This window comes from Devosia sp. (genome assembly GCF_036563435.1).
Taxonomy (GTDB): Bacteria; Pseudomonadota; Alphaproteobacteria; order Rhizobiales; family Devosiaceae; genus Devosia.
Map to the genome: position 1 here is coordinate 1 of NZ_DATCMJ010000014.1, position 23,066 is coordinate 23,066.

27 protein-coding genes and 1 tRNA gene are annotated in these 23,066 nt (G+C 61.1%); 14 read left to right on the forward strand and 14 right to left on the reverse strand.

Annotation, left to right across the window (positions count from 1 at the left end; translation table 11 throughout):
• Positions 1-232 precede the first annotated feature (232 nt).
• Both VIL88_RS08155 and VIL88_RS08160 read left to right on the forward strand, forming a co-directional pair.
• On the forward strand, positions 233-2,305 hold the full coding sequence (locus VIL88_RS08155; RefSeq protein ID WP_331987638.1) for a site-specific DNA-methyltransferase: 2,073 nt from the start codon (positions 233-235) through the stop codon (positions 2,303-2,305).
• Positions 2,306-5,014, forward strand: a complete 2,709-nt coding sequence (locus VIL88_RS08160) for a DEAD/DEAH box helicase family protein (RefSeq protein WP_331987640.1) — start codon at positions 2,306-2,308, stop codon at positions 5,012-5,014.
• Positions 5,015-5,124: 110 nt separating this feature from the next.
• Here the strand turns inward: VIL88_RS08160 and VIL88_RS08165 are convergent, their stop codons facing one another.
• The 7 genes from VIL88_RS08165 to VIL88_RS08195 form a co-directional block, all read right to left on the reverse strand.
• Entirely contained in the window at positions 5,125-6,012 is an 888-nt protein-coding gene (locus tag VIL88_RS08165; RefSeq protein ID WP_331987641.1) for a hypothetical protein, read from the reverse strand.
• A gap of 175 nt (positions 6,013-6,187) precedes the next feature.
• Complete coding sequence (locus VIL88_RS08170) at positions 6,188-7,324, reverse strand: DUF6538 domain-containing protein (protein ID WP_331987643.1); 1,137 nt, start codon at positions 7,322-7,324, stop codon at positions 6,188-6,190.
• 77 nt (positions 7,325-7,401) lie between these two features.
• A tRNA-Leu gene (locus VIL88_RS08175) sits at positions 7,402-7,485 on the reverse strand.
• A 27-nt stretch (positions 7,486-7,512) separates the two neighbouring features.
• Complete coding sequence (locus VIL88_RS08180; RefSeq protein WP_331987644.1) at positions 7,513-7,821, reverse strand: AzlD domain-containing protein; 309 nt, start codon at positions 7,819-7,821, stop codon at positions 7,513-7,515.
• Positions 7,811-8,521, reverse strand: coding sequence for an AzlC family ABC transporter permease (locus VIL88_RS08185; protein WP_331987646.1), 711 nt, complete (start codon positions 8,519-8,521; stop codon positions 7,811-7,813). The genes VIL88_RS08180 and VIL88_RS08185 overlap by 11 nt, the downstream gene beginning before the upstream one ends.
• Before the next feature lie 58 nt (positions 8,522-8,579).
• Entirely contained in the window at positions 8,580-8,996 is a 417-nt protein-coding gene (locus tag VIL88_RS08190; protein ID WP_331987648.1) for a helix-turn-helix domain-containing protein, read from the reverse strand.
• Positions 8,997-9,070: 74 nt separating this feature from the next.
• Positions 9,071-9,646, reverse strand: coding sequence for a type 1 glutamine amidotransferase family protein (locus VIL88_RS08195; RefSeq protein ID WP_331987650.1), 576 nt, complete (start codon positions 9,644-9,646; stop codon positions 9,071-9,073).
• A 134-nt stretch (positions 9,647-9,780) separates the two neighbouring features.
• Between VIL88_RS08195 and VIL88_RS08200 the strand changes: the two genes are divergently transcribed.
• The 4 genes from VIL88_RS08200 (at position 9,781) to VIL88_RS08215 (ending at position 13,332) form a co-directional block, all read left to right on the forward strand.
• Positions 9,781-10,965 (forward strand): D-alanyl-D-alanine carboxypeptidase family protein, encoded by a 1,185-nt coding sequence (locus tag VIL88_RS08200; RefSeq protein ID WP_331987652.1) that lies wholly within the window; start codon positions 9,781-9,783, stop codon positions 10,963-10,965.
• A gap of 186 nt (positions 10,966-11,151) precedes the next feature.
• Positions 11,152-11,832 (forward strand): outer membrane protein, encoded by a 681-nt coding sequence (locus VIL88_RS08205; protein WP_331987654.1) that lies wholly within the window; start codon positions 11,152-11,154, stop codon positions 11,830-11,832.
• A 69-nt stretch (positions 11,833-11,901) separates the two neighbouring features.
• Positions 11,902-12,738 (forward strand): DUF72 domain-containing protein, encoded by an 837-nt coding sequence (locus VIL88_RS08210; protein WP_331987656.1) that lies wholly within the window; start codon positions 11,902-11,904, stop codon positions 12,736-12,738.
• Between the two features lie 84 nt (positions 12,739-12,822).
• Complete coding sequence (locus tag VIL88_RS08215; RefSeq protein ID WP_331987658.1) at positions 12,823-13,332, forward strand: disulfide bond formation protein B; 510 nt, start codon at positions 12,823-12,825, stop codon at positions 13,330-13,332.
• Positions 13,333-13,341: 9 nt separating this feature from the next.
• On the opposite strand, the gene VIL88_RS08220 is transcribed toward VIL88_RS08215, so the two are convergent.
• The 5 genes from VIL88_RS08220 to VIL88_RS08240 all read right to left on the reverse strand — a co-directional run bounded on the left by VIL88_RS08220 (position 13,342) and on the right by VIL88_RS08240 (position 15,908).
• Positions 13,342-13,635, reverse strand: coding sequence for a type II toxin-antitoxin system RelE/ParE family toxin (locus tag VIL88_RS08220; RefSeq protein ID WP_331987660.1), 294 nt, complete (start codon positions 13,633-13,635; stop codon positions 13,342-13,344).
• Positions 13,632-13,886 (reverse strand): type II toxin-antitoxin system ParD family antitoxin, encoded by a 255-nt coding sequence (locus VIL88_RS08225; RefSeq protein WP_331987662.1) that lies wholly within the window; start codon positions 13,884-13,886, stop codon positions 13,632-13,634. Before VIL88_RS08225 ends, VIL88_RS08220 begins: the two co-directional genes overlap by 4 nt.
• 60 nt (positions 13,887-13,946) lie before the next feature.
• Positions 13,947-14,504: an HNH endonuclease gene (locus tag VIL88_RS08230; protein ID WP_331987664.1), complete on the reverse strand. Its 558-nt coding sequence runs from the start codon at positions 14,502-14,504 to the stop codon at positions 13,947-13,949.
• Between the two features lie 88 nt (positions 14,505-14,592).
• Positions 14,593-15,252, reverse strand: coding sequence for an alpha/beta hydrolase (locus tag VIL88_RS08235; protein ID WP_331987665.1), 660 nt, complete (start codon positions 15,250-15,252; stop codon positions 14,593-14,595).
• Complete coding sequence (locus VIL88_RS08240) at positions 15,249-15,908, reverse strand: DNA-3-methyladenine glycosylase (protein ID WP_331987667.1); 660 nt, start codon at positions 15,906-15,908, stop codon at positions 15,249-15,251. Before VIL88_RS08240 ends, VIL88_RS08235 begins: the two co-directional genes overlap by 4 nt.
• A gap of 13 nt (positions 15,909-15,921) precedes the next feature.
• Between VIL88_RS08240 and gluQRS the strand changes: the two genes are divergently transcribed.
• Complete coding sequence (gene gluQRS, locus VIL88_RS08245) at positions 15,922-16,779, forward strand: tRNA glutamyl-Q(34) synthetase GluQRS (RefSeq protein ID WP_331987669.1); 858 nt, start codon at positions 15,922-15,924, stop codon at positions 16,777-16,779.
• On the opposite strand, the gene VIL88_RS08250 is transcribed toward gluQRS, so the two are convergent.
• Complete coding sequence (locus VIL88_RS08250; RefSeq protein WP_331987671.1) at positions 16,776-17,729, reverse strand: NAD-dependent epimerase/dehydratase family protein; 954 nt, start codon at positions 17,727-17,729, stop codon at positions 16,776-16,778. The two genes, gluQRS and VIL88_RS08250, sit on opposite strands and share 4 nt — an antisense overlap.
• A gap of 88 nt (positions 17,730-17,817) precedes the next feature.
• Here VIL88_RS08250 and VIL88_RS08255 point away from each other — a divergent pair, with 88 nt between their 5' ends.
• From VIL88_RS08255 to VIL88_RS08280, 6 genes are all read left to right on the forward strand, one after another.
• On the forward strand, positions 17,818-18,723 hold the full coding sequence (locus tag VIL88_RS08255) for a LysR family transcriptional regulator (RefSeq protein WP_331987673.1): 906 nt from the start codon (positions 17,818-17,820) through the stop codon (positions 18,721-18,723).
• 6 nt (positions 18,724-18,729) lie between these two features.
• Positions 18,730-18,930, forward strand: coding sequence for a twin transmembrane helix small protein (locus tag VIL88_RS08260; RefSeq protein WP_331987675.1), 201 nt, complete (start codon positions 18,730-18,732; stop codon positions 18,928-18,930).
• A gap of 3 nt (positions 18,931-18,933) precedes the next feature.
• Entirely contained in the window at positions 18,934-19,530 is a 597-nt protein-coding gene (locus VIL88_RS08265; protein ID WP_331987677.1) for a cob(I)yrinic acid a,c-diamide adenosyltransferase, read from the forward strand.
• Complete coding sequence (locus tag VIL88_RS08270) at positions 19,530-20,213, forward strand: rhomboid family intramembrane serine protease (RefSeq protein ID WP_331987679.1); 684 nt, start codon at positions 19,530-19,532, stop codon at positions 20,211-20,213. Before VIL88_RS08265 ends, VIL88_RS08270 begins: the two co-directional genes overlap by 1 nt.
• A gap of 97 nt (positions 20,214-20,310) precedes the next feature.
• Positions 20,311-20,493 carry a putative motility protein gene (locus tag VIL88_RS08275; protein ID WP_331987681.1) on the forward strand — a complete coding sequence of 61 codons (183 nt, stop codon included), beginning with the start codon at positions 20,311-20,313 and terminating at the stop codon, positions 20,491-20,493.
• Positions 20,494-20,516: 23 nt separating this feature from the next.
• Positions 20,517-20,738, forward strand: a complete 222-nt coding sequence (locus VIL88_RS08280) for a hypothetical protein (protein WP_331987683.1) — start codon at positions 20,517-20,519, stop codon at positions 20,736-20,738.
• Positions 20,739-20,874: 136 nt separating this feature from the next.
• Here the strand turns inward: VIL88_RS08280 and VIL88_RS08285 are convergent, their stop codons facing one another.
• Positions 20,875-21,537, reverse strand: a complete 663-nt coding sequence (locus VIL88_RS08285) for a TlpA disulfide reductase family protein (RefSeq protein WP_331987685.1) — start codon at positions 21,535-21,537, stop codon at positions 20,875-20,877.
• Positions 21,538-21,551: 14 nt separating this feature from the next.
• Between VIL88_RS08285 and argH the strand changes: the two genes are divergently transcribed.
• On the forward strand, positions 21,552-23,000 hold the full coding sequence (gene argH / locus VIL88_RS08290) for an argininosuccinate lyase (RefSeq protein ID WP_331987687.1): 1,449 nt from the start codon (positions 21,552-21,554) through the stop codon (positions 22,998-23,000).
• Positions 23,001-23,066: the final 66 nt, after the last annotated feature.

The following is a 23,066-nucleotide window of genomic DNA, read 5'->3' on the forward strand; positions in this document are numbered from 1 at the left end:
ACGAACCCGACGCCGACATCGCTACCTTATCACCGTAGACCAAACCGTAGACCAGCTAACGCTATTGATCTGTGCTGCGTCTGAGCTAACTTATTGAATTTCTTAGGCAGGCAGTTGCCTTGGCTCCGGCGGGGGGCACCAAAGACCTTCCCCCGGTCCATGTAAGTAACTGATTTGCCTACCGAACCTGTCTCGTGCAGCTCTTGGGTTTGAAACCGGCCTAGGCCGCTAAATGAGCGCTACTTCGGGTTTTCATTTCGTATCAGCGCTGGCACAAAGCGGTATGAGCAAAGCAGATCGAGTCGACGACACTTCACCCAGTCTCAAAGCAGAATTGCTAGTGCGGCTGCGCAACGCGGTTCCGGAGGCATTCTCTGATGGTCAGCTTGATCTGGCTCGTCTTGCTGAAATTGCTGGAGAAGCTACCGATGTTGGTCCAGAACGTTACGGACTAACTTGGCCCGGCAAGAGAAATGCAATCGCCATGCTGCAGGCCCCTTCACGGGCCACTTTGGTCCCCCAGCGTGACCAATCGGTGAACTTCGACGATGCTCAACATGTGTTTATCGAAGGCGAAAACCTCGAGGTCTTAAAGCTTCTGTACAAATCCTACTTCGGCCGGGTGAAGTTGATCTACATCGACCCGCCTTATAATACCGGTAATGATTTCATTTACAATGACGATTTTTCTGACCCGCTTGCGGCATACTTGAAGCAAACCGGGCAAATGTCCGAAGACGGCGACATGACCACAAGTGCGCCCGAAAAGGCCGGTCGGTTTCATTCGAACTGGTTGTCGATGATGTACCCGCGCCTGTCGATGGCACGGCAGATGTTGAAGGACGAAGGCGTTATCCTGATCAGTATCAATGATGCCGAAGTTGCCAACCTTCGCCAGCTTTGCGACGACGTGTTTGGCCCTGAAAACTTCATTGCTCAAATGGTGTGGGAAAAAGGCCGGAAGAACGACGCGAAGCTTCTGTCGGTTGGCCACGAATACATTCTGGTTTACGCGCGGTTGTTGTCTGCGCTGAAAGAAGCCAAAACCATCTGGCGTGAAGAGAAGCCGGGTGCGCGGGAAATCTGGGATGAGTATGTGCAGCTTCGTGCCAAGCATGGCGACGATGACAAGACGATAGAAGCTTTTCTTCAACTTTGGTATGCGGCTTTGCCTAAAGGGCATCCATCGAAAAAATGGAGCCGGTACAAGCGCGTTGACAAGAACGGCCCCTGGCGCGACCGCGATATCTCATGGCCGGGTGGCGATGGCCCTCGCTACGACGTTCTCCACCCTGAGACTAAGCAGCCATGCAGGGTGCCAGAACGTGGTTGGATTTACAGCGATCCCGAAGAAATGCAGCGGCAGATTGACCTTGGGCTTGTTGAATTTCGCGACGATCACACCGAACCCCCATTCCGGAAATTTCATATCAAGCCGGTTAGTCAGGAACTTGCCGACGAAGATGAAACCGATTTCGACGCCGATGAAGAAGCGGCTGACGAGGAAGAACTTGCAACGCAGGTTCGCGGTTCAGTGTTCTACAAACAGTCGCAGGTTTCGGTTCGGTACCTTCGAGAATTGATGGGTGCAAAGGTCTTCGACAACCCGAAAGACCACGAAGAACTTGGCCGACTATTCAAGTACGTTGCGGCGGGCGAGGAATCGCCGATCATCATGGATTTTTTCGCGGGTTCGGGTTCCACCGCCGAAGCCGTGATTCGACTTGCGTCAAACGGACTGCAGGGGGCGAAGTTCGTTGCGGTGCAACTGCCCGAAGCAGTGAACCCAAAAGAACGCACTGGCAAAGCGGCGCTTGCGGCGGGTTGGAAGACGATTACCGAAGTAACGCGAGAACGGCTGCGTCGGGTGTTGAAGGCCGAAGACTTGCAGACAGTCCCACAGGGCTTCCGCGCGTTCCGTCTCACCACAACGAACATTCGCCGTTGGGCGGGCACCAAGGACATGACGCCTGAAGGCTATATGGCACAGATGGATGCTTTCGCTGACACGCTTCTGCCCGGATGGAAGCCCGAAGATGTGATTTGGGAAGTCGCGCTGCGAGAAGGTTTCTCGCTTACGTCCAAGATTGCTCCGATCAGCAACTCTGCCCCGGCGGGCTCTTGGCGAGTGACTGATCCAGAAACCGAGCGAACCTTCACCATCTGCTTGGCCGAGCATATTGACCTAGAGCAAGCCAAAGGTCTTGGCCTGACCAAGCCCGACCTGTTCGTGTGTCGTGACACGGCCCTTGACGATACCGTTGCTGCCAACCTTGCGCTGCAATGCACCTTGAAGGTGCTTTGAATGACGGAATTCCGGTTCGATGGGGCGCAACAGTTCCAACTTGATGCCATCGCATCAGTAATGGGGCTTCTGAACGGGCAAGGGCATATTGGTGCCGCGCTCGTGCCAGCGGCGGGGACGACGGTTGTTCCGAACGCCTTAGATCTATCTGACCAGCAGGTGCTGGAAAATCTTGTTCAGGTGCAGACCAACGCGGGCATAGAGCCCGATGCCGCGCTTAGCATGATCGAACAAACCGTCGATTTGTACGACGGCAAGGGGCCGGTGCGGTTCCCCAACTTTTCGGTCGAAATGGAAACCGGCACAGGAAAAACGTACGTCTATTTGCGTACGATCCTTGCACTTGCAGGGCGCTACGGCCTGACCAAATTCATCATCGTCGTACCATCTGTCGCGGTGCGTGAAGGCGTGCTGAAGACAATCCGTCAAACAAGGAAACACTTTTCGACGCTCCCCGGCCTTCCGCCTTTTCATTCATCGGTCTATGCCGCCCATTCCGGGCATGTGCGCAGCTTCGCCGCATCGAACGCCGTTGAAATCATGGTGATGACGATAGACGCCTTCTCCCGGGAACAGAACGTCATCCGCAAGGAGCAAGAAGGCAATGCGCCGGTCATCCACTTGTTGCAAGCGGTGCGGCCCGTCCTGATCTTGGACGAACCACAGAACATGGAAAGCGAAGGCCGCGTTGCCGCCCTGGCTGCACTGAACCCGTTATTCGCGCTGCGCTATTCGGCGACCCACAAGAACGCCTACAGCCTTGTGTACCGCCTCTCGCCCTATGAGGCTTACCGACAAGGCCTGGTCAAGCAAATAGAAGTGGGCGCAGCGATTGAGGAGGAAAACGCAAACCTACCCTTTATCCGGCTGGACAACATCGAAATCGTTGCGAAGAAGCCCATCGCCGAAGTGACAGTCGATGTTCAGGCAAAGTCGGGCATGGTCGTCCGAAAGACAATGAAGCTGAAACAGGGTTTTAAGCTGTGGGAGAAGACAAACCGGGTCGACTACGAAGGCTTAGAGGTTGCCGAGATTAACTTTCAGTCGAAGTTCATAAGGTTTACGAACAACGTCGAAATCGCGATGGGCGGCGAAACCGGAAGCCAAAAGGAAGCGATTCTGGAGGCGCAGATCCGGTTCACGGTTCAAACGCATATGCGCAAGCAAAAGCGCATTCGGGACATGGGCTTCAACGTCAAGGTTTTGTCCCTGTTCTTTGTTGATAAGGTTGAAAGCTTCCGCGATGACAACGGTTTGATCCGGCAGTTGTTCATTAAGGCGTTCAACGAGTACAAAGTCAATTATCCAGAATGGCGGGATAAGAACCCCTTGGACGTTCAAGCCTCATATTTCGCATCGACGACGAACAAGAAGGGCGTGATTTCGATTGTCGAGAAGGAAGTGCCCACAAACGACAAAGACAAGGCGGCACAAGCGCGCGAATTCGACCTGATTATGCGGCGCAAAGAAGATCTGATCAGCTTTGACGAACCAGTGTCGTTCATTTTCTCGCATTCGGCGTTGAAAGAAGGTTGGGATAATCCAAACGTCTTTCAAATTTGCACCTTGCGTGAAGTCGGAACTGAAACCGAACGTCGTCAACAAGTCGGGCGTGGAGTCCGTCTGCCCGTCGACTGTGTGACCGGTGAAAGAGTTCAGGATGCTCGGGTAAACGTGCTTACCGTATCTGCCAGCGAATCCTATGAAGGCTTTGTCAGTCGCCTTCAGGCGGAAGTTGAGAAGGCGTACGGCAAGGATGGCATGCCGCCTAAGCCCGGAAATGCACGCGAAAAGGCCTATCTGCAGCTACGAAAAAGCCATCTATTGAAGCCGGAATTTCAAGAGCTATGGGAACAGATTAAGCATCGCACGCGCTATTCCTTGTCCGTGGACAGTACCAAGCTAATTGCCGATGTTGTCGCGGAGATGACCAATATTGAAGTCCGTCGTCCGCGCATCGTCGTTCAAGTTGCAGGAGTGCATGCGAAGGATGGAGAGGAATTATTCGAAGCTATCCGCTTTTCGGACGCAAGCGTGGCGATCGACCTACAGGGACGTTTCCCTATACCAAATATTGTTTTCATCGTCGAAAACCTAATGGGAACCACGTCGCCTCCTATGCGCATTGGGCGCAAGACCATACTTGCGATCTTGAAAGCGGCGCCGGATCCGAAAGCTATTTTGGATAACCCCTACGAATTCGGGGCTGCCTTGGTTGGGATCATAAAAGCCAAACTGGCAGATCAGCTTGTCGGCGGCATCAAATATGAACGGGATGGCACGTGGTATAGTCAGACGCAGTTCGATGACGTAATCGAGGCACTTGCCGCGAACGTCGTAAAGAGTGAAGCGAACGCGTTATCTGGGGGGACGCACATCTATGATGGTGTCGAAATTGATTCCACGACGATTGAACGCCCTTTCGCGGAAGCCCTTGAGAAAGATGCCCGAGTAAAGTTGTATGTGAAGCTTCCCCGTTGGTTCGTCGTACCCACACCGATTGGTGGATACAACCCAGACTGGGCTATCGTGATGGATATAGGTGAAGGCCAAGACCGGCTGTACCTAGTGCGCGAGACAAAGGGATCGACAGACCTTGACCACCTACGGCCCGATGAAAAACGAAAAATCGAATGTGCTGAAAAGCACTTTAGCCAGACCTTAGGCGTCGATTATGCCGTTATCACAACTGCAGGCGCGTTGCCTTAGACCAATGCAGACGCCGGCCATTCCCTTTGAAGTATAGGGAGCATGAGCGTAATTGCATCGGGAAGCGCTCATCGAAACCTGTCTCATCTAAAACCCACGTTAGCATTGGATTACGGCCCTGTAGTAGGAGACATTTCTCGCATCAGGGTCGCCACCGCCACTGTGATTTCATCAGGAAGTCCGGCTCTGATAATTTCACCATTGCTGGGAAGTTTTCGAGTATGGAATTTTTGCAGAAGGGCCTGCTCTACCGCCCTTGCTACATCCTCGGATGCGGTTGGTTGGCTTGAGTTCAGGTGCCATTTCAACCCTGTCACCTCTGTGGCTATGCCAACGTTGTACGCCGCCGCCCGCAGCTCAGGTGCATGTGAATATCCGATCTTGTAGGCCAGCGTCTTTCCTCTTTGGTCTTTGAGCGCCAGAGAGTAGACGTACCAAAGCGCATGCTCACCAAAGGTCCCTGTGAAGCTGCCGCTGTGTTTAGGCGCAAGTTTGCTAATTTTACGAGCTACAAGTCCCCTGCCGAACTGTGTCGAAGGTAACATGATTGGTGTGACTTCTAGCCGTACCAGTTGTAAGAGGGGTTTGGAGGCAGTCTGATCCAGCTCTACTAGTCCCGATTGGGCCTGTAAGTGGTGTTTCGGCGTGAGCGGTCCCACAAGTTCGGAGAATCTCTTCCGTCTTTCTGAGATGTTCCAAACCTGAAGAGGATGCAAACAATATGGAAAGCGGGTCACCGTGTCGTGTTCAGGCCGGTCGTCTCTCGGAAGGTCGTAGTCCGCTGTGTTGAGTTCCAAATCAGACAGCCGATAAAGGCCTGTTACAAAGCCCCTTAGGTCAGTCCGTGTAGGTTCCTGCTTTGTCGCTACGGTGAAGACAAAATCACCATCGCTTACGTTTTCAATCGCAAACCGTCTGGTCGCTTTTGTCGCAAATGTCAGTGGCCATGCTGGCGAGGTAGGTTCACCCCAAACATATGTAAAGAATACACGGGTCACAGTGTTGATCGTTTCGTTCGCGGTTTGACTGGAGTGAACGCCTCACCGACTACGAACAGCTTTATGAGGTTTCCTGAGTACCTGTTGCAGGTCATCCACGCCTTTCCCTAAGCCTGATAACTAGCTTTCGCCCGGTTGCAGGCAAAGTGCAAGGGCCGACCCAACCACAACAATACTAGATCATTTGAAGCCACTTGAGCTTCACAGCCAAGGGGTACCCCTGCCCGTACCCTTGCCCCTCGCCGATGGTTGTCCAGCCTCCGATCGCGTCAACAACATCGCTGGGACACTCGACTGCACGGAGGCGATCACGCAAACTATGCCGGAAGCTGTGCACCACACACTTCTCTGGAACATAGCTGCCCAACCACTTGTTCAGTGCAGCACTTGCAGAGTTCGCATTGGTCCGTTCTGAGCGGTTATAGCGCGGAAATGCCCAGCCTGAACTGTTAGCCTCAATTATCCTCTCTGCTGCCCATAGCGCCTCTCCCGTCAGTGGCACTAATCGTTCACTCGCCGTGGTCTTGAGGGATCGCCACGCATGCGGCTGTACTACTAGATGGGGTATGGAACTGTTCAGCTGAACGTCGGATACAGCCAATCCAACGGCTTCGCTCAACCTCAGGCCCGTATCGCTAATCAGAGCTATCAGCCATCTAAGGTCGTCATCAATTTCCCGGCACTTCGCCTGCACAACCCGGATAACGGGAAGCGGTATTGGCTTTCGGTCCTCTGCCTTTTCCTGCCTGTTGAGGTATACTCCGGCAAAAGGGTTGGGGGCAGTGATGCCTGACTCGCTCATGACGAATGCCACAATAGCCTTGATGGTAGTCATCACTCGTTCAACGCTGCTAGTGCTTAGCTTGCGGGCGTAGAGAGCATCCCTAAAGGCTGTGGCATCCGACTTAGTATAGGCGAGCAAAGCCTTGTTGCCCGATGCCGCTACAAGGTACTCCACAGCTCTATCAGCGCCCATATGGAAGGTCTTAGGCCTGCCAACACCTTTAAGCCGCAAGTACAGGTCCTTAGCCTCTAGAACTGTCGGGCTAGGCTTGCGGGTTCGCTCTTCATCATCGAGCAATCGGTGACTTCCGGGGACCTGCCCTCCGTTCATTCTGAGCTTAAACCAGAACTCATCCAGCTTGATGGCGTGAACAAGCCCTCGGGCCTCTGCTTCTCTGGCCGACTTGGTGCGGAGAGAGAATGAAATTCGATCCGTCCCATAGTGGGTGCGAAGGTCTGATGGGACACGCCTGGTGAAGTAGTAGATGCCGTCTTTTAGGAAGGCGAATCGAACTGATTTGGTCTGCAATTTGGTCTACCCCAAGAGCTGCACGAGACAGGTTCGGTAGGCAAATCAGTTACTTACATGGACCGGGGGAAGGTCTTTGGTGCCCCCCGCCGGACTCGAACCGGCACGTCTTGCGACGGAGGATTTTGAGTCCTCTGCGTCTACCATTCCGCCAGAGGGGCACGGCAGGGTGTCTAACGCAGGTCGGCTCAGGCCGCAAGGGAGAGACGCACGAGATAGACGGCCAACACCCCACCGGCCATGGCCGCGAGGAGGCTGCGCGTGGCGACATAAAGCAGGGCGGTGGCCGCGGCCGCGATAGCTTCGGCCGCGCTGCCGGTGACGATGGCTGGCGCGACCAGCGAGGCAAGGACCGCGCCGGGCATGTGCCGCAGCCAGGCTGCCGCAAAGCCTTCGCGCGGCAGGCGATTGGCGAGGAGCAACCCACCGGCCTTGACGGCAAAGGTGACCAGCGCCATGCCGAGAATGGCCACGAGCGCCTCGGGGCTAGTCCACATGGCGCAGCCTTTCGGCCCAGGCGCCGGCAAGGCTCCCGGCGAGCCCGCCGATCAGGATGTACCAGCTGCCTTCGATAAGGCGCGCCGAGAGGATGGCGGTGACGGCGGCGACGAGCCAGGGCACGAGGTCGCCGCGGCCCTTCCACATGCCTAGCAGCAGCGCGAGGAAAGTGGCGGTAAAGGCGAAGTCGAGGCCATAGCGGCTGGGATCGTCAATGGCCGAACCGAGCTGGAAGCCGATGACGTTGGTGCCCATCCAGCACACATAGGCCAGGACCCCGCCCCCGATGAGAAAGGCGATGCTGCCGCGGCCCTTGCTCATTTCGCCTACCGTCATGGCCCAGGTCTCGTCGGAAACGATGGCCATGAGGAGCGCGCCCTTGGCCTGCTGGTCGGGGCGGAACAGCGGCCGCAGGGTGGCGGTGAGCAGCAGGTAGCGCAGGTTGACAATAAGAGCGGCCAGGATCAGCGGCCCGATCGGCAACGTTGTGGGCGTCGCAGTCCAGAGGTCGAGCGCCACGAACTGCGCCGACCCGGCAAAGACCAGGCCGCTCATCATGATGACTTCAAGAAGGCTCAGCCCGGTGCCGCGCGCCAGAACGCCCCAGACCACGCCATAGGCGGCGACGGAAATGCAGACCGGGACGCAGGCGCGGGCGCCGGCATAGAACTGGTCACGAAAAGGCGAGGACGGTGACATGGCCGCCTTGTAGCGAAGCGTGCAGGCTTGTGCAGCAACAAAGCGGCGCGCTGCAGGATCAGCTGCGGACGTAGGCGACCTTGCGCGGTTCGGCGGCGGCCATGGCGCTTTCGCGGGCGTCATAGATGGCGCGCGCCTCAAGAATGGCGAAATGGTGCTCGGCCGACCAGTCCCAGAGCTTGCTGATCGGGCCATCCAGCGTCTTGCCCATTTCGGTCAGGCCATATTCGACCCGCGGCGGCACTTCGGGATAGATGGTGCGGGTGACGAGGCCGTCGCGCTCGAGATTGCGCAGGGTCAGGGTCAGCATGCGCTGCGAGACGCCGTTGATCATGCGCTTGAGCTCGTTGAAGCGCAGCGTGCTATTGCGGCCGAGCATGCCGACCACCATGACGCTCCACTTATCGCCGATGCGATTGAGCACATCGCTCATGGCCTGGCAGTTGGCGGATTTGGACGTATCGTGGATCGACATGGGGCAACCTTGGAAACAGAGCTTGGTACCACATATAGCCACAGTTCCTTTCTGTGCCTAGGGTACAAAACTTGCTATGCCGGGGCGCGGCGGTGTTCGGCGCCGTATAGGCCGATATAGTAGTCGAGATTTTCGTCGCGAAGGCCCAGCGTTTCGAGCACGGCACCCATGAAGCTGACCGGGGCGGTGCCCGGTGCCGTGACGATCTGGCCGTCGCGCACCGCGTCGGGCTGGTCGCGATAGTGCGCCTTGCCGGCATAGCCGGTCGGATCGAGATTTTCGGGGCTGTTGGAGGTATGGGCGACCTGGTCGAGCAGGCCGGCGCGGGCCATGGCGAGGGTCCCGTCGCAGATGGCGGCCACGGTCTTGCCGGCGTCGCGCGCCGCCACCAGCACGCTGCTGATATCGGGCGCGTCGCTGCCGCTCCAGATGCTGCCGCCATTGACCACCAGCGCATCGATGGCAGCGACGTCGATATCCTCCACCGCCAGATCCGGCGTGACCTTGAGCCCGCCCGACGAGGTGACCGGCCGGCCGCCTGGCGTGGCAAAGCGCGTGTCGAGCCCGAAATAGGTGCGCGCCGCGGCATTAAGGAGCGCGGTTTCCCAATCGGCATAGCCTTCGGTGAGAATGGTGACGATGGTGGTCATGAACTGTCTCCTGTGTTGGCGCGACACTGGGGCGGGGCGGCGACAGAGCGTGTCAGTAGCGCTTCACGTGCCTGTCAATGGCGCCCAATCGCATTGAGATCAAGCCGGGGCGCTGCTAGAAGTGCCGCACTTCCATGAAGTCCTGGAGCCGTCTGCCCGTGCTGTTCGCTCGCCGTATCCTTCTTGCCGTCACCTTGGCCATGCTGAGCCTTGCGCCCGCATTGGCCAATCCGATGCTGCTGGTGGACATGGACAATTTCGAGGTGCTGCATGCCGAGGAGGCCGGCCAGCCCTGGCATCCGGCGTCGCTGACCAAGATGATGACGGCCTATGTGACCTTTGAGCAGATCGCGCTGGGCCGCGTCACGCTCGACACGCCGGTGGTGATCTCGCGCAATGCCTTCAACCAGGCGCCATCCAAGTCCGGCCTTCCCGTGGGCAGCGCGCTGACGCTCAAGGACGCACTTTATGTCATGCTGGTGAAATCAGCCAACGACGTCTCGGTCGCCATTGCCGAAACGGTGGGCGGCGACCAGGTGAGCTTTGTCGCGCTGATGAACGATGCCGCCCGGCGCATGGGCATGAGCGCCACGCACTATGCCAATCCCAACGGGCTGCACGATCCGGCGCAGGTGACGTCGGCGCGCGACATGGCGGTGCTGGCGCTTTATCTCCGCCAGAGCTTCCCTCAATATCTGCCAATCTTCGGCACGGCCAGCGTCGTGCTCAACGGCAAGACGCTGGAATCGGAAAACAAGCTCCTGGAGCGGTTCGCCGGCACCACCGGCATGAAGACCGGCTTCGTCTGCGCCTCGGGGCTCAACATTGTGGCCACGGTGGAGCGCAATGGCCGTCGTCTGCTGGCCGTGGTGCTGGGCGGCGCCTCGGGGCGTGATCGCAACGAGCGGACGGCCGACCTCGTGCTCAAGGGGCTCAACGGGCAGGCGCTGCCGACCGGGCAGACGGTGCTCAACCTTGCCAACAATGTCGGCGCAGCGCCGGTGGACATGCGCCCGCGCATCTGCGGCAAGGAATCGAAAGCCTATGTCGCCGCACAGGAAGCCGCCTTCCCCCTCGGGCTGGAGGGGCAGCCCAGCAACCTGACCGATACGGTGGCAACGGCCTCTTATACGGCAACCGACCTCGGCCGCATCGCCGTCGGGGTCAGCATACCGCGTCCGCGCCCGGCCCATGTGCCGATGTTCCCCGCCGCTGTTGCGGAAGCCTCGCTGGCGGGCGACCTCCGGCCGGCCCTGACCGCAGCTCCGGCAACGGGCGGCACGACTCCCTTCCCCCGCCCGCGCCCTGCCTCGCGCTGACGCGCGCCGCATCGCCAGTCTGAGCGACCGGGTCGATTAGACTTGGTTCCATGCACCCCGCGCAGAACGTGATCGGGCGCCATGCTCTCCTGCATGGCGTTAACCGTGTTCCTTTCCACCGTGTTAATGCCTTCGGTCGCATTTTGCCGGCACACTTATCGATCCATTTATTACACGAGGACCTCCATGAAGCGTCTTGGCATCATGCTCTCCGCGTTGCTGATGGCGACCGCCGCAAGCCAGGCAGCCGACCTTGGCTGGAACAGCGGCGCCAGCCCGCTTTATTCGCCCACCCCGGTTTCCGGCTGGTCGGGCTTTTATGCGGGCGTCAACGCCGACTACGGCTTCGGCAGCATCACGCGCCGCGCCACGGTTGGCGGCCCCACCACCGAGAACAATACCGGCGGCGCCGTACTGGGTGCGCAGGCAGGCTATAACCTCGACATGGGCGGCTTCGTGCTCGGCACGGAAGCGGACCTCCAGTGGTCCAACATCAACTACAGCGAAGCTGTGGGCGCCGACACGTTCAAGGCGGGCATCGACTTCTTCGGCACCATCCGTGGCCGCGCCGGCATGAGCTTCGGCCAGGTCATGCCCTATGTCACCGGCGGTTTCGCTGCCGGCCGCGGCACGGCCAGCCTCACCAATGCCGGTGGCGTCGTGACCTCGCAGTCGGCCACCCACCTCGGCTGGACGGTCGGCGCGGGCCTCGAGGCCCAGGCCACCGAGAACATCTCGATGAAGGCCGAATACCTTTATGTCGATCTCGGCACGCAGACCTATAGCGGCCTGCCGGCAGCGGTCGGTAACCAGGACGTGACGCAGCGCTTCAGCGTCATCCGCGCCGGCCTCAACTACAAGTTCTAGCGTCCGGCAACAGCCGGTTGCCAACAGCCTCCGCTCCGGGCAAAGCTGCCCAGAGCGGAGGCTTTTTTCATGAGCATACAGGGCACCATTCGCACCGGCACGGCCGGGTGGGTTTTCGAGCCGTGGCGCGGCACCTTCTTTCCCGAAGGGCTCGTGCAGAAAAAGGAACTGGCCTATGCCAGTTCGCGCCTCGGCACGATCGAGATCAACGCCACCTTCCGCGCCAACCAGAAGCCGGAAAGCTTTCGCAAATGGGCCGGCGAGGCCGCGCGGGAGGGCTTCGTGTTCTCCATCAAGGGTCCGCAACTGGTCACCCACATCAAGCGGCTCAAGAACTGCGAGGCCGAACTCGCCAACTTCTTTGCGTCCGGGCCGCTGGCGCTGGGCGGAAAGCTTGGTCCTTTCGTCTGGCAACTGCCGCCCAACCTTGTCTATGACCGAGGGACACTGCGCACGTTCCTTGGGCTCCTGCCGCGCAGGGCCGATGACTATGTCGCCCTGGCCAGCAAGGCGGACGAGCGGCTGAAGTCGCCGCCCTATCTGGACGCCAGTGCCTTCGGGCCGATCCGCCATGCCATCGAGCTGCGCAATCCGAGCTTCGATGCGCCCGAGGTCAACGACCTCCTCGCCGAACACAATGTGGCGCGCGTCATCGCCGACACCCCGGACAATCCTGCACGCGATCTCACCGCCGACTTCGCCTATTGCCGCCTGCAGGGTCCGGCTCGCGGCGACGGGCAGGGCTACCAACCAAACGACATCGCCGAATGGGCCGATACGGCCAAGGCATGGGCGGCGGCGGGCAAGGACGCCTTTATCTACTTCGTGCATGAAGACAAGCTTCATGCCCCGGCCAATGCCATTGCCCTCAGGCAGGCTGCTGGCATCACCCTTCCCGGCGACTGATCACATCGCTGTTCAGCGCTGGAAATTGCCGCAATGGCGGACTATCCAGCCTCACCTACAAAGCGTCACCCCAAGAGTTCCAGCATGGCTGCATCCATTTTCCGTCCGCTCGACAAGAAGTCGGCGGGCCTCGCCTTTGTTCTTGGCCTCGTCACGATCCTGCTGGCGCTTGCCAGCCAGGTGTTTGGTGGCCTGGTGCCCTGCGAACTCTGCCTCGAGCAGCGCCTGGCCTATTACTATGGCCTTCCCATTCTTCTTGTGGTGCTGATCACCTGGAACCGGCTGCCGCTGGCCGTCTGGTACATCGCCATGGCCGTCGTGACGGCGATCTTTGTCTGGGGCGCCTATATGGGCAGCTATCATGCCGGGGTGGAATGGGGCTTCTGGCCGGGTCCTACCGCCTGCACCGGCGTGGGCGAGATGATGGACTTCGACGCGCTCAGCAACCTGACGCCGGTAATCGGCTGCGACACGGTGCAGTTCCGTTTCCTGGGCATCTCGCTGGCCGGCTACAATGCGCTGGTGTCCTTTGCCATCGTGGCGCTGCTGGGCGTTTCGATCTGGGCGCAGGCGCAGCGGAAGCGGCGGGGCTAGGCGAGCGCCTCAACTGTCCAGTATGCGCCGGTGGTCCATAGCATCGTTCAGGATATGAACGACTACGACCTCGCCTGTGCTGAGGACCTGGTAGTAGATGGAGTAGCCCTTGTAGGGAAATCGCCGCAGGCGTTGACCGTAGTCCGCCACGATGGGGTGGCGGAGCGGGCGGTCGGCCAGGCTGTGGCAGCTCGCGACCAATTCCTGTACGAACGATATCGCTCTTGCCGGATTGTTGTTGCCGATGAATCTGGCAATCGCCTCGAAGTCGTTCTCGGCTTCGGCGGTGATCGTCACCGTCACTTCAACTGCTCGTCTACCATCCGCTGATACTTGGCGATCAGCCGGTCTGCGACCTCGTCCAGCGGCTTGACGCGTCCCTCTTCGACGTCCTTCAGCCCACGCTCAAGCGCCTCCCGCAGCCGCGCTTCGCGCTCCTGGACCAGGCGGACGCCTTCGCGCAGCACTTCGCTCTTGGAATTGTAGCGGCCGTTCTCGACCAGGTCGGTCACGACCTTTTCGAGCGTTTCGCCGAGATCTGCGCTGATGGCCATGTCAGGTGCTCCAAAGGATGAGCTTCCAATAATAGTTATTGGCGACCCGATCGGCAAGTCTCAGGGCTCGAGCTCGATGTCCCAGTAAAGGTAGTCCAGCCAACTCTGGTGGAGGTGGTTGGGCGGGAAGGCGCGGCCGTTGTTGTGGAGGTCATGGACCGTCGGATGGTACGGCGCCTGGTGCGGGAACATCTTGATTTCGCTGGGGAGCCGATTGGCCTTGCGCAGGTTGCAGGGCGCACAGGCGGCCACGACATTTTCCCAGGTGGTCTGCCCGCCCTTGGAGCGGGGGATCACGTGGTCAAAGGTCAGGTCTTCCTTGCTGCCGCAGTATTGGCACTGGAAGCGATCACGCAGGAAGACGTTGAAGCGGGTAAAGGCGGGGTGGCGCGCGGGCTTCACATAGTCGCGCAGCGACACCACGCTGGGCAGGCGCATCTCGAAACTGGGGGAGTGGATGACCGTGTCGTAGTGGCTGACGATGTTGACGCGGTCGAGACACACCGCCTTGATGGCATCCTGCCAGGACCATAACGACAGCGGATAGTAACTGAGAGGCCGGAAGTCGGCGTTCAGCACCAGTGCGGGACAGGCCTCAGGCGACACGTGGATGGTCACTTGAGTCTCCCGGAGCGGGAATCGAGTAAGTCCATAGCCCCTTTATACTAGGCCCATTGTGTCAGGCCTGTGAAGCGGGGGCAGCGGCTTATTTGCTGGCGAGCCTTTTGATGAACTGCGTGGCGAAATCGAGCCCGTCCGGCGCGATGCCGTGCGCCGTGCCGCGGCTCACATGATAGCTGACGTCGTAACCGGCGAGGCGCAGCGCCACATCGGCATCGGCGCTATGTTCGGGGTCGACGACATCATCCATGTCGCCATGGACGAGGCAGACCGGGCTTTTGGCCATGAGCGAGGTGCCAAAGCCCTCCGGCGGCAGGAAGGCACCGGAAAAGCCGATAATGCCCATCAGGGGCTCTGGCATGGAGAGGCCGACATGCAGCGCCATCATCGCGCCCTGGCTGAAGCCGGCCAGGATCGTGTGTTCGGGCGCGATACCGGTCTGGCTCCACATGTCTTGGAGAAAGGTCACCAGCACCGGCCGCGCCTGCACCACGCCAACCTGCCGCTTGGCCAGGCGATCCTCCTCGAAGCTGATGTCGAACCACTGGAAGCCAGCGCCGAACTGGCGGCATGGCTCAGGACCGTTGGGGGACACGAACAGCGCATCCGGCAAGACGTCGCGCCACACCGGGGCAAGGCCGATCAGGTCGTTGCCATCGCTGCCATAGCCATGCAGCAGCACCACCGCCTTCGTGGGTGGCAAGCCGGACTGGGGCAAGAGCATGGGGCCGGAGAGCTTGGTCATAACAGGATTCCTTCCCGGTCGCGCATCACGGCGAAATAGCGCCAGAACAACAGCGCCGCCGACGAGCGATAGGGTGCCCAGGGCGCAGCGATGGCGATCATCTCCTTGATGCTAGGCCGCGCGTCAAGCCCGAGCCCGTGCTGCACCGCCTTGAGCAGCGCCAGGTCGCCGGCCGGAAACACATCGGGATGGCCGACGCAGAACATGAGGTAGACCTCGGCCGTCCACGGGCCAATGCCCTTGTGGGCAACGAGGTAGCGCACCGCCTCGGCGGCGGGGAGCGTTTCGAGATGGTCTAGGTCGAGCTCCCCCGCAACGATCGCCTCGGCGATCACCCGCACGGTGCGAAACTTGCCGCCGGAAAAGCCCGTGGCCCGCACCGCCTCTTCGCTGAGCGTCAGGTAGGTGACCGGATCAAGCGTGCCGGGCAGCCGCTCGAAGCGGCTCCAGATGGCGGCGGCGCTGGTGACCGAGAGCTGCTGTCCCGTGACGACCTTGGCAATGCCGGCAAAGCCGGTAGGGTTGATGCGCGGCTGCACCGGTCCGGCAAAGTCGCGCACAGGTCCGAGCCTCGGATCGATTCCGACCAGCGCGTCGATGCACTGGGCGATGGCTTCGGCACTGTCGATGCGCGGTGACGGAAGCGCGGCGGTCATGTAAAAGCACCTCGTGCCAGAAAAATCCGCAAAACCGCTCCTTCGCTTTGCCCCCAGCCCGAACGGGCGGCTGCATCTGGGCCATGCCTATTCGGCGCTCTATACCTGGCAGGCGGCGCGTCTGCTCGGCGGCACCGCCCTCCTCCGCATCGAAGACATCGATCCGCAACGGAGTAAACCCGAATTCACCGCCGCCATCGAGGAGGACCTGCATTGGCTGGGGCTCGACTGGCCCGAGCCCGTCATGGTGCAATCGGAGCGGCTCGATGACTACGCGGCGGCCGGCAATCGGTTGCGTGACCGCGGGCTGCTTTATCCCTGCTTTTGCAGCCGGGCCGAGCTGATGGCCACCGCCACCGGCACCGATCCCGATGGCGCGCCGCTTTATCCCGGCACCTGCCGGCACATGGATCGCGGCGAGCAGATCGAGCGGCTGGAGCGTGGCGACCCGGTGCAGTTCCGCCTCGACATCGAAATGGCGCTGGACCGCACTGGCATGCTGACTTTCTCGGTCGTGGGGCCCCTGGTGACCGACCGGCCGCAGCTGCGTTATGCCCGGCCAGAGCGCTGGGGCGATGTGGTGCTGCAGCGCAAGGGCATGCCCACCAGCTATCACCTTAGCGTCGTGGTTGATGACGCCGCGCAAGGCATCAGCCATGTGACGCGCGGCCGCGACATGGAAGCGGCGACCGACATCCACGTCCTCCTGCAGATGCTTCTGGGGCTTGGCTCGCCCATCTACAACTTCCACAGGCTGATCCTCGACGACACTGGCAAGAAGCTCAGCAAGTCCCGCAGTTCGGAAACACTGGCCGACCTGCGCGCCAAGGGGTGGACGCCGGAGGATGTCCGGCGCGCCGTGGGGTTCTAGGCCGCTTTCTGGGTGGTTGCGCCTAAAAGGTCGATGATGGTTGCGGCCACTGCCTGCTCGAACGGGGTGGTGAAGCCTGGACCGAGCAGCTGATCGAGCCGGGGATCGACCAGTTCCATTTCGTTGAGCTGCAGGTAACGCATCTTGTGGAGGTCGCGCACCACCGGGTCAAAGAGCCCGCCAAGCCCCATGAACCACCATGGGAAAGCCGATACCTTGACCTTGCGCGGCAGCGCGCTCTGGATCGCCGCCATCAGCTGGCCATGGGACACCCAGTGGCCGGCGAAGTGGAAGTTTTCGAACGGCCTGAACTCGCCGCGCCTTTCGCCGACGCGGACAAAGGCCCGCGCCAGGTCGGGAAGATAGGCCCAGCTGTGGCGAAGGTCGAGGGCCCCGATATGGTAGAGCCGTCCCTTGCCATAATGCATCAGCATGCCGGCTTCGAACCACTCGCCGCGTTCGCCGGGCCCGAAGAAATCGCCGGCCCGGATGATCAGCACCTGGAAGCCGCGCTCCGCCGCGGCCTGGCGCAGCATCTGCTCGAGCCGGATGCGGATGGCGCCGCGTGGTGCCTCGCCGTCCTGGCGCAGCTGTGGGTCGATGGTGCGATCCTTGGCGCGGTAGTTGTAGATGGTGCCGGGGAACAGAAGCGTCTTGCCGGTTCCGACCATGGCGTCGATCACCACCTGCAGCTGCGCCTCCGCGCGGCCATCGCCCCATTGGTCGTAGCGCAGGTGGAGGCCGTTGACGACGACGTCGGCCTCGGCGATGGCGGCCTTGACGGCGGTCAGTTCGCTGGCATCCCCGGCAATAAAGCCTGCGCCCGCAACAGGCTTGCGGTTGGCGCGGCCGAAGCCGGTGGTAGTCCACCCCGCCTCGGCAAAGGCTTTGGTCGCGGCGTGGCCGATATGGCCGTTGCTACCCAGGATAGTGACTTTTCCTTGCATCATGATGTGCTCCTTCACGTCGATGGACAGGAGCATCTCACCACCATTAGTGTATGGCGATTGGCCAAACACGTGGATGCGATATTCATAAGTGAAGAGAGAACCGGACTGGTCCTTGTGGCGCAGCTTTGCCGCGGTGGTGGCAGAAGGATCGCTATCCGCTGCGGCACGCGCTCTGTCGTTGAGCCAGCCCACCCTAGGGCGCCACATCGAGGCCCTGGAGGCCGAGCTGGGCCTCAACCTTTTCGATCGAACCCTGACTGGGCTGAAGCCGACCGAGGCGGCCCTGCGGCTCTATGAGCCGGTGCGACGCGCCCAGGCATCCTTTGCGGAGGCCGCCATCCTTGCCGATGGCGCCCAGGAGGAGGCACACGGCACCGTGCGCATCACTGCCAGCGCGATGATCTCCAACTACGTGCTGCCGGGCATACTTATCGGCATCCGGGCGCTTCATCCGCGCATTTCGCTCGAGATCGTCCCCTCCGACTCCGCGGAGAACCTGCTGATGCGGGAGGCTGACATTGCCCTGCGCATGTTCCGGCCGACGCAGCTGGAGCTGGTGACAAAACACTTGGGGGACATCCCAATCGTACCTGCGGCGCATGAGGACTACCTGGCGCGGCGGGGCCGCCCGACCGGCATTGCCGACCTCTGGAACCACGACCTGCTGGGCTTCGATCGCTCGGACGCCATTCTCCGGCACGCGCAAAGCATCGGCTATCCCCTGACCCGCGACCACTTCGTGCTGCGCTCCGACGACCAGCCGCATCTTTGGGAGTTGATGAAGGCCGGGCTGGGCATCGGCTTTGCGCAGCGCAACCTCATCGGAACCACACCGGGCATGGTCGAGTTGCCGTTCGACCTCCAGATCCCGGTGCTGCCGATGTGGCTCACCACACACAGGGAATTGTTCACCTCGCACCGGATTCGTGCCATCTATGATGCGCTCGCCCTTGGGCTGACCACCTATATCAGTGGCAGGCACCCAACCCGTTAGGACCTCATGCAGACCGCTCTCAACATCGTCATCGCCCTTGTCCTGCTCTTTGTCGTCATCGTGCTCGGCATGGGCCTGTGGAACATGCTCAAGGGCGGTCCGGGCAATACCAGCCAGCGGCTGATGCGCCTGCGCGTGATCGGGCAGGCCGTCGCCCTGATCCTCTTGATGGCCGCCCTGTTCTTCTTTGGCAGCGGCCGCGCCTGATCCATGGTCAAGCTCAACCGCATCTACACGCGCACCGGCGACGACGGCACCACCGCCCTGGTACGCGGCCCGCGCCGCACCAAGTTCGATCTTCGGGTGGAAGCCTATGGCACGGTGGACGAGGCCAATGCCACGATTGGCCTGGCGCGTATCCATACCGGCTCCATGCCCAAGATCGACATGATCCTGAGCCGCATCCAGAATGACCTTTTCGACGTGGGCTCCGACCTCGCGACCCCCGGCGACGACGAAGCCGACGCGCCCTATCCGTCCTTGCGCATCCGTCCGGTGCAGACAGAATTCCTGGAAAAGCAGATCGACCAGTACAATGCCGATCTCGAACCGCTGAAGAGCTTTATCCTGCCTGGCGGCACCGCCCTGTCGGCGGCCTTGCACCTGGCGCGCACTGTGACGCGGCGGGCCGAGCGCATCACCGTGGAGCTGATGGCGGCGGAGCCTGAGACCAGCCCGGAAACGGTAAAGTATCTCAACCGGCTTTCGGACCTCCTGTTCGTGCTGGCGCGCGTCGCCAACAACAATGGCGTCAAGGACGTCCTCTGGGTGCCGGGCGGCAATGGCGATGTGAAAAAGGGCGGCTGATGTTTCTGCCGCTGCATGATCGCAACGCCATCCGCCATATCCGCTTTCCCTTTGTCACCTATGCGTTGATCGCCCTGACAATCCTCTGCTTTCTCTGGCAGTCGACGCTCCAGGGCGCCGCCTGGGATCGGGCGACTATCGAGCTGGGCATGATTCCAGTCGTGGTGCGCGACCTTTATCCGCAGCCGCTGCCGTGGCTGCCCGACTGGGCGACGCTCTTCACCTATGCCTTCCTCCATGCCGACTGGCTGCACCTCCTGAGCAACATGCTGTTTCTCTGGGTGTTCGGCGACAATATCGAGGATGCCCTGGGGCACGTGAAGTTCCTCCTCTTCTACCTAGCCTGTGCAGCGCTGGCGGCGCTGGCGCATCTCCTGTTCAACCTGGGCGGCACCTGGCCGCTGGTGGGCGCCTCCGGTGCGGTGGCGGGCGTCATGGGCGCCTATATCCTGCTTTACCCCCATGCCCGGGTTTTCGTCCTGGCGCGCATCGTCATTCCCATTCCCCTGCCGGTGCCGGCCTTCTGGATGCTGGGCTTCTGGATCGCGACGCAGCTCTTTTATGTAGCGATTGGCTCGGACGACCCGGTTGCCTGGTGGGCCCATATCGGCGGCTTTGCCGGTGGCATGGTGCTGGCGGCGCTGCTGAAGCGTCGCGACGTCCCGCTGCTCGGCGGCCGTTAGCGGCAAAGCGCGAGAAAGCGCGCCCCCCACTCCAACACTTTGTTTACGCCTTGCTTCTAGCCTGCCCGGATCAGGAATGGGCCATGGGAGGTCCGGCGTGAATACCGACCTTTCCATGCAGGTCATGGCGATGAATTCGAGCAAGCTGCAAAACAGCATGCAGATCGCCGTGTTCAAGAAGGCCCATGAAATGCAGACCGACCTGCTCGAGACGCTGATGCAGACAGCTCTTTCGGCCCCGCCGCCTGGGCAGGGCGTGAAGGTGGACAAGCTCGCCTGACTTTTTCGGAGGAGGATGACGCGATGAGCAATGCTCTCGGTATCGGCCCCAATGTCATGATCAACCGCATCGTCGACCGCAGCGGCACCCCGCAGGCGGCTTCGCTCGGCAAGGTCGCCGAACTGCGCATGGACCTGATGCAGGCGCTGGACGAGGAGCAGGCGGAAGCGGCGCAGGCCAGCCCGACCGGTGAGGCTGCTCCCCTGGCCTTGACCTCGGGCGCGGTGGTGGATCGTTTGATTTAACACCGGACGTCACCCTCCGGCTTGACCCGAGGGCGTTGCACTACCGGTGCTGCAGGAAGTGTAGGGCCCTCGGGTCAAGCTCGAGGGTGACGATCGGGGTCCTCCGCAGCCGGACCCGAGCGTGACGATTGGGGATCTACTCCACCAGCCCGATCAGCGTTTCGACTACCTTTTCCCCATCCGGGGTGTTCCACTCCGCCGGCCCCTGCAGGACGCCGAGTTCGCAGCCATCTTCGTCCAGCACCAGCGTTGCCGGCAGGCCGATGGCGACCGCCTCCTGCTTGAGGCGCTCGAAGGCGGAGAAGGTGTTATCGGCATAAAGCGGCAGGTTGGCGAACTTGTTCTCGCTCAAGAAGCCATTGGCCTTTTCGAGCCCGCCTTCGCCGATATCGAGGTTGATCGGCAGCACCATGAACTGCTCCGAATTGTACTTGGTCGCCAGCGCGTCGAGCGCCGGCATTTCCTCGCGGCAGGGCACGCACCAGCTGGCCCAGAAATTGACCAGCAGTGCTTTGCCTTTGAAATCGGCGATGGTCATGTCGGCTCCCCCGGCGTCCTTGAACGCCAGCGTCCTGTAGCCGCGGCCCTCGCCGGTGCCGTTGAGGGCCGCCAACTCGCCCACCGCCGCGGCATCGACGGCGGCGGCGGCTTCGTCCTGCACCGGGCATTCCCTGGCCCCGGCAGCATTGCCGAGGGTGAACCACGCCGCTATAGCTACCGCCAATCCCACCACACCCAGGATGATCCACAGCCCGCGACGGCTCGATGCTCGGGGACGGGGGGCGTTCAGGTCGGTCATAGGGGTCTCCGGAAATGAGCAACAAGATGTGGGGCGGACGGTTTGCCACCGGCCCGGACGCCATCATGGAAGAAATCAACGCCTCGATCGGCTTCGATCAGCGCCTCTTCCGCCAGGATATTGCCGGATCGATCGCCCATGCCACAATGCTCGCCGAGACGGGCATTCTGACGCAGACCGACCGCGACAGCATCATCAGCGGTCTAAATGAGGTGCTCGGTGAAATCGAGGGCGGCAGTTTCACGTTCTCGCGGACCCTCGAAGACATTCACATGAATGTCGAATCCCGCCTGCGCGAAAAGATCGGCGACGCCGCCGGGCGCCTCCACACCGCCCGCTCGCGCAACGACCAGGTGGCGACCGACTTCAAGCTCTATGTGCGCGACACCATCGATACGCTGGTGCTGCAGGTGCATACGCTGCAGCTGGCGCTGGTAGAGAAGGCCGAACAGGAAGCCGAGACCATCATGCCCGGCTTTACCCACCTCCAGAGCGCGCAGCCCGTGACCTTCGGCCATCATCTTTTGGCCTATGTGGAAATGCTGGGCCGCGATGCCGGCCGACTCCTCGATGCGCGCAAGCGCCTCAACGAATCGCCCCTCGGCTCGGCAGCCCTGGCCGGCACGCCCTATCCGATCGACCGCCACATGACGGCGGAAAAGCTGGGCTTCGATCGGCCGACCGCCAATTCGCTCGATGCCGTCTCGGACCGCGACTTCATCCTCGAAACGCTGGCCGCAGCCTCGATCTGCGCCATGCACCTGTCGCGCTTCGCGGAGGAAATGGTGATCTGGTCGTCTGCCCAGTTCGGCTTTGTCCGGCTGAGCGACAAGTTCACCACCGGCTCCTCGATCATGCCGCAAAAGCGCAATCCCGATGCCGCCGAACTGGTGCGCGCCAAGATCGGGCGCATCCTGGGGGCACTGACGTCGCTGCTCGTGGTGATGAAGGGCCTGCCGCTGGCCTATTCCAAGGACATGCAGGAAGACAAGGAAGTCGCCTTCGACGCGCTCGATGCCCTCTCGCTGTCGCTGGCCGCGATGACGGGCATGGTGGGCGACATGGTGCCCAACCGCGAACGCATGCGCGTCTCCGCCGCCGCCGGCTTCTCGACGGCAACCGACATTGCCGACTGGCTGGTGCGCGAGCTCAACATCCCCTTCCGTGATGCCCACCACATTACCGGGCAGATCGTCGCCCTGGCCGAGCAGAAGAATTGCGGGCTCGAGGGGCTGACCATCGAGGACTTCAAAACCATTGACCAGCGCATCGACTCGCGCATCCACAAGGTGCTGACGGTGGAAGCCTCGGTTGCCGCCCGCAAGAGCTATGGCGGCACTGCTCCCGCCAACGTGCTGGTGCAGGCCGCGCGCTGGAAAACCCAGCTGACCGGGCAGCAGCATGAGCCAAAGTCGCTCACCCGCAAGGGCCATGGTGGCCATGGCGACGGCCGGGTGGAGTAGTTTTCCCTTGCCGCGATCCTGCCTCTATCACAACGTCATTCCCGCGCAGGCGGGAATCCATTTCGT